Origin of the sequence: Streptomyces sp. NPDC006265 (genome assembly GCF_040613555.1) — a bacterium.
Taxonomy (GTDB): domain Bacteria; phylum Actinomycetota; class Actinomycetes; order Streptomycetales; family Streptomycetaceae; genus Streptomyces.
In genome coordinates this window covers 1-5,832 of the sequence record NZ_JBEXSH010000574.1, presented here as the reverse complement: position 1 = coordinate 5,832, position 5,832 = coordinate 1, and the positions used below count along the sequence as shown (strand labels likewise).

The 5,832-nt window shown below is 70.1% G+C and carries 6 protein-coding genes and 2 tRNA genes; 5 read left to right on the top strand and 3 right to left on the bottom strand.

Annotation, left to right across the window (positions count from 1 at the left end; all coding sequences use genetic code 11):
• A partial coding sequence (locus tag ABZ281_RS34215; RefSeq protein ID WP_356661875.1) for a DUF3566 domain-containing protein occupies window positions 1–372 on the top strand: 372 nt, incomplete at its 5' end.
• Window positions 373–482: 110 nt separating this feature from the next.
• A tRNA-Ile gene (locus tag ABZ281_RS34210) sits at window positions 483–559 on the top strand.
• A 229-nt stretch (window positions 560–788) separates the two neighbouring features.
• On the opposite strand, the gene ABZ281_RS34205 is transcribed toward ABZ281_RS34210, so the two are convergent.
• Window positions 789–1,151 (bottom strand): DUF6344 domain-containing protein, encoded by a 363-nt coding sequence (locus tag ABZ281_RS34205; RefSeq protein WP_356661873.1) that lies wholly within the window; start codon window positions 1,149–1,151, stop codon window positions 789–791.
• A gap of 337 nt (window positions 1,152–1,488) precedes the next feature.
• On the opposite strand from ABZ281_RS34205, the gene ABZ281_RS34200 reads away from it, so the two are divergent.
• Entirely contained in the window at window positions 1,489–1,617 is a 129-nt protein-coding gene (locus ABZ281_RS34200; protein WP_003999697.1) for a DLW-39 family protein, read from the top strand.
• A 222-nt stretch (window positions 1,618–1,839) separates the two neighbouring features.
• The gene (locus tag ABZ281_RS34195) at window positions 1,840–3,117 is read left to right on the top strand and encodes a hypothetical protein (protein WP_356661871.1); all 1,278 of its coding nucleotides are present in this window, start codon (window positions 1,840–1,842) and stop codon (window positions 3,115–3,117) included.
• 42 nt (window positions 3,118–3,159) lie between these two features.
• On the opposite strand, the gene ABZ281_RS34190 is transcribed toward ABZ281_RS34195, so the two are convergent.
• On the bottom strand, window positions 3,160–4,632 hold the full coding sequence (locus ABZ281_RS34190) for a protein kinase (RefSeq protein WP_356661869.1): 1,473 nt from the start codon (window positions 4,630–4,632) through the stop codon (window positions 3,160–3,162).
• A gap of 270 nt (window positions 4,633–4,902) precedes the next feature.
• On the bottom strand, window positions 4,903–5,451 hold the full coding sequence (locus ABZ281_RS34185; protein WP_356661867.1) for a DNA-binding protein: 549 nt from the start codon (window positions 5,449–5,451) through the stop codon (window positions 4,903–4,905).
• 181 nt (window positions 5,452–5,632) lie between these two features.
• On the opposite strand from ABZ281_RS34185, the gene ABZ281_RS34180 reads away from it, so the two are divergent.
• Window positions 5,633–5,705: transfer RNA gene (locus tag ABZ281_RS34180), tRNA-Ala, on the top strand.
• Window positions 5,706–5,832 lie beyond the last annotated feature (127 nt).

The following is a 5,832-nucleotide window of genomic DNA, read 5'->3' as shown; positions in this document are numbered from 1 at the left end:
CGCGTCCGCAAGGCGCGGCTGCGGGTGGCGAAGGCCGACCCGTGGTCGGTGATGAAGGTCAGCTTCCTGCTCTCCATCGCTCTGGGCATCTGCACGATCGTCGCGTCCGCCGTGCTGTGGATGGTCATGGACGCGATGGGCGTCTTCTCGACGGTCGGCGGCACGATCTCCGAGGCCACCGGCTCGAACGAGTCCAACGGCTTCGACCTGCAGGCTTTCCTGTCGCTGCCCAACGTCCTCATGTTCACGTCGATCATCGCGGTCATCGATGTCGTCCTGGCGACCGCCCTCGCGACGCTCGGCGCGTTCATCTACAACCTGTCCGCGGGCTTCGTGGGCGGTGTCGAGCTGACGCTCGCCGAGGACGAGTGACGTCGCCTCTGTCGTTGCTCTGACGGTGCCCCGACAACCGATTTTGGGACTGCCCATGTCGTGCGCTAATCTTCAGGAGTCAGCGCGCGGGACACACCGCAGAGCGCGGCGGGGCTATAGCTCAGTTGGTTAGAGCGCATCCCTGATAAGGATGAGGCCACAGGTTCAAATCCTGTTAGCCCCACCAGCGAAAAGAGCAGCACCTCACGTGAGGTGCTGCTCTTTGACGTATACGGCCGACATCGAGAGCAGTGCGCGGTGGTGTGCGGCGGGCCCGCGGCGGCTCCGTGCCGATACGGCCCACCGGGCATGTCCTGATCCAGGGCCCGGTCCGTGGATCAGGACATGCGTAAGCCCGGCCGCTCTGTCGAGCTGCCGGGCTAGGTACGCAGATCGCTTGGGTGTTGTTTCGGGGTTCAGCGCTGGAGGGGCGTGAGATGGTCCGAATCGGCGTCGGGGTCCTCGTCGGTGCAGTCGGTACCGGGGGAGGACGCCGTGTCCGCGGGCGTGCGGTGCCGACAGCGGGGGGTCTTGCCGTGGGCCTCGGCGCGGATGCGCTGCTTCATCGTGGGGGGCAGGGCCCTGGGGGAGGACCAGGGGAACGTCGCCGGTGCCGCCGTCCGCTGCTGCGGGATGCTCGCGCCGTTGCTGTTGCTCTTCTGCTCGGTCTGCGGTACGGCCGCTGCGGCGGTCGTGGTGACGAGTCCGAGCGCCGTGCACAGCGCGACGAAGGCGGTGACGATCGCGGTCCACACCTTCATGACCTTGTTCCGGGCCATGGCCCCTCACTTTCGGGTTGGGCGATTTGCGTACTTTCCTCATGATGTGTATGGGGGCCGAGAAGTGGTGGACCTACGCCCGTGGCGCGTCGATGTTCAGATGAACACCACCCGGATGGCTCCAAGAGCTACGAAAACGTAAGGAGAGTGGAGAAAGAGGGACAAAGTAACCGTCTGTCAGGGTGTGATCACCCTCCGATCGGAGCGGTGGACTCCGCTTCTACCCCGTTTCCCGGGACGGGAGTTGAGGGCCGACTCAGGTCACCGATCGGTATCGGTCGGTGTGTATAGTCGGGCGCCAGAGGTCCCCTACGTCAACGAAAGACGAGGTCGCGCGGTGAAGAAGCTTCTCCTGGTCGCACTGGCCGCCATCGGCGGGCTCCTCGTGTACCGCCAGATCCAGGCGGATCGCGCCGAGCAGGATCTGTGGACGGAGGCGACTGACTCCGTGCCCACGGGTTCGTGAGTCACGACAACCCAGACCGAGCACACCCCGGCCGCCTCGCGGTCGGGGTTTTGTGTGCCGAGGACCGGTCGTGAACCCGGCCGGCGCGGCAGGATGGGCCACGGTGGCACGGCTTCATGACCCGGCGACGGTGAGGGGTGGCGCGTGAGGGGGCGGTGTCGTACGGGACGGTGTCGTACGGCGTGGGGGCGGCGCGCGGGGGCGTGGCGCTCCCGTCCGGCAGTGGCAGTGCGCGTCGCCGCCGCGGCGGTCGTGCTGGGGGCGACAGCGGCCGTGGGGCCGGGACAGGCCACCGCAGCCGGGGACGTCTCCGGCACGCCGAGCCCGTACGCCTTCGCCGACGGCGCGCAGAGCATCGAGGGAGCGAGGAGCACCGGGGAGGCCGCCCTGCTGAAGCCCGGCGGGACCTACCGGAGCTCACTGCCGAGCAGCGGAAAGGTCAGCTACCGACTCGACCTCGACGCCGCGTCGAACGCGTACGTCTCCGTCACCGCCGTCCCCTCCCCCGGCAGCACGGCCTCCGTCATCGACGGGGTCAAGGTGACCATGCAGGACGCCGGGGGCGACACCTGCTCGGTCGACACCGTGAGTTTCGGGGCCGCCCGCAGCCCCCACCCCATCGCGGCCTGGGGCAGGCGCGAGACCGGCAGGCCCCTGTGCCGGAAGGCCGGTGCCTACTTCGTGTCCGTGGAGCGCGTCGACCCCGACGGCGAGGGCTCCTCGCCGGACACCTGGGATCTGGAACTCGTCGCGATGACGGAACCCCAGGTGGCCCGGACAGGGGCGACCAGCGCGCCCGAGGCGTGGAACTCCGCCACGCCCCAGCCGCTCCAGGGAGAGCCCCAGCACCGGAAGGGCGGCGCGGGATTCAGCGGGGCCACCCCTGTCGACCAGGGAGTCTGGCAGGACCACATCCGGCCCGGCCAGACCCTCTTCTACGAGGTGCCGGTCGACTGGGGGCAGCAGGTGTCCGTCACCGCCGAGCTCGGCAGCTCGGACTCCGGCGCCACCGGCTACGCGTCCGACGCGCTGGACCTGGACCTCTACAACCCGGCGCGTGGTCGCGTCGCCGACGTGGGGGTCGGTTACGACGGCGGCCAGAAGTCCGGGACCCTGCCCCCCCTGCCACCGGTCGACCACGCCAACCGCTACGCCGCCACCGCACAGGTCGGCGCGCTGCGCTTCGCCGGTTCCTACTACCTCGTCGCCCATCTCTCGAAGGGCGTGGCCGACACCTTCGGGGACGGGCCGTTCGTGATGACGCTGCGCGTCCGGACGAGCGGGGAGACGCGGGGCGGGCCCGAGTACGCGGGGGAGTCCGTGCCCAAGGGGGTCTTCGAGGTCTCGGAGCAGGACCGGGAAGCGGCCGCGGAGGGCGTGGCCGCGGGTGACGACACCGCCATGTGGGCGCTCGCCGTGGGCGGCATCGGAACCGGGAGCGCACTGCTGGTGGGGCTCGGGGTGTGGACGGTGATGGCCAGGCGGAGGACCACCGCGTGAAGGGCAGGCGGGGCGGGCGCACCCTGTTCCGGCGCAGGAACCTCAGATGCGGGTGAGGGCCCAGAAGCCCACCGCGTAGCAGGCCAGTGCGAGGAGCAGCAGCGGCACCGCCACCCTGGCCGGAGGCCCGGCGTGGGAACGCCGCTGTGCCCGGTGCCGTGACGGTGTCTGGCTCACAGACGGCGCCTGTGGGCTCTGGGCGGTGTACGAGGCCGTGGAGGCGTCCGTGCGGTACTGCTCGGCAGGCGGCAGAGGCGGCAGAGGCGGCCCGGCGTACACCGGTGGGAGGGGCTGGGCGGGGGACAGCCGGTGCGTCGGATCGTAGGGGGATACGGGCGCCTGCTGATACGGAGCGGGCCGGGACGGTCCGGACGTGGGCGACGAGGTGACGGTGGCCTGCGGAGGCGGCAGATGGAAGCTGCCGGTGTCGGACATCGAGGGCAACGGGGCCGGGTCGGGGCCGGTGGTGCGTCGCGGGTCGGTCGGCGGCGTCGCGCCGTCTTGCTGCCGAGGCTCTGCGTGCTGCCCGCCGGGCACCGAGGAATCGCCCTCGTCGTCTCCCCGCCGGGACCGCTGCTCGCCGGTCCCCGAGGAGTCGGGCAGCCCCTGCCTCGGCCCGAGCCCCTTCGCTCTCTCCAGCGGGCCCTCGGGGGCGAACCCTCTGGGGAGCGGGCCGAGTTGGTCGAAGATCTCGATCAGCTCGTCGTCCGGTCCCGGTTCCGGCAGGAGCTCCGCGGCGGCGGCGAGGGCCTTGCGCGCCCCCGTGGCCGTACGGAACCGCGCTTCCGGATCCGGCTGGAGCAGCATGGCCACCACCTGCCACAGCGGCTCCGGGATGCCCTTGGGCGCACCGGGCGTGCCGTGCTCCGCGAAGTACTGGATGAGCGCCTTGCTGTCCGGCTTGGCACCCTCCAGCAGATACAGCGCGACCAGCCCTACGGCGAACAGGTCGGCGGGGAAGTCCGGTTCGGCGCCCATCATCTGCTCGGGTGCGAGATAACCGGGCGTCCCGACGACGAGATTGGTCTCCGTCAGGCGGGGCTCGCCCAGCCGCATCGCGATGCCGAAGTCGGACAGCCGCAGCCGCGGCCGGCCCGTGCCGGTGGCCTCCAGCAGCACGTTGGCCGGTTTGACGTCACGGTGGACGACGTCCTCCGCGTGCACCGCGGCCAGGCCGGCCAGCAACTGGTCGAGCAGCGTGCAGACAAAGGCCGGTGGGAGGGGGCCGTAGTCCCCGACGAGATGGGCCAGGGAGCCGCCCGCGACCAGATCCATGGTGAACAGGACCTTGTCGTCGTCGGCGGCCCAGCTGGTGGGGGCGAGTACATGGGGATGGTCGATCCGCAAGGCCTGTTCCCGGACGAAGCGCAGCAGCGAGTGCGCGTCGCTCTGGAGCAGGACCTTGGCGGCCACGTAGCGACGGCGGCGGTGGTCCCAGGCGCGCCAGACGGCGCCGACCCCTCCGCGTCCGATCGGGTCGACCAGTTCGTACCGGCCGGCGAAGACCTCACCCATGGCTGTACGTCGCTCCTCCCCCTGTGGCTTCCCCCCTTGCTTCCCCCTCGGTGAGCGCTACGACTCCCCGACGGGCGAAACGGCCCCCTGGATGCCCCGAATCCCCCGCATCCCCGGAGTCCCCCGACTCCCCGATGAGCGATAGATCCTCCTCGCGTCGACCGGTCCCCCGTACGGAACACGCCCCCTCATGCCCGTCCGTCCGTGACGCGTCCCCCGTCACCTCACCCGCAGCCCGCTGCGAACCCCCTTCGGCGCCGGGCGGTGAAATCAGCTCTGGTGGGACTGGTAGTGCGAGACCGCGTCGGAGGTGCGGCCGGCGCCGTAGACCCGAAGGAACTCTGCCAGTTCCGGATGGGTCGGGGCGAGAGTCTCGGCGGCGTCGATGATGTCGCCCGCCGCCGCGACCGACCGCAGCAGCGACTGGATCTCGCGGACGACCCGCTTGACCGTGGGCGCCCCCGAACTACCCGTCGTCTGTGTGGTGTTGCTGAGCACCGATCCCCCCTGTGACTTCTTGATCTCCTCCATGCGCTCGGTGGCCTCGGCCGCGCTCACGCTGCCGTCCGCGACCTGCCCCGCCAGGTCCTGCAGCAGCTGCACCCGCTGCACGACAGCGGGATTGCCGATCTTCGCCCGCTGACCGCTCATCAGCTGCGACAGCATCGGTGCGGACAGTCCCAGAACCCCCGCGAGACGAGCCTGGTTGAGACCAAGATCGTCGATGAGCCTACGGAAGAGCGCCCCCAGTGGCTCCCCGTACCAGTTCCGCTGCAGTTCCCGCGCTCTTGCGGTCGCTTCCTGCTGTGCGGCGTCCATTGCGTCTCCCCATCGCTTCCCCATGTACGGCGGTTCGCGGTAGCGAACCACGCCGAGCATCTTACGGAGAGTGGTCGGCGACGGGGACCCCCAATCTTTTTGCGGAACCACGGGGGTGACCCGGTACTCTGGTCTCCGACGCCCGCCGGGATGCGGTTTCTCCGGTCGGACGTCCCCATCCGGGGCCTTAGCTCAGTTGGTAGAGCGCTGTCTTTGCATGGCAGATGTCAGGGGTTCGACTCCCCTAGGCTCCACTTGCGGAAATGCCCTCCGACCTGCGGAAACGCGGCCTCGGAGGGTATTCTTGTGCGCCCACGCGGATGCCGGTGGCCTGTGTTTCACGTGAAACAGCACGGCGGGGCGGGAGACCCTCAAGTCTCC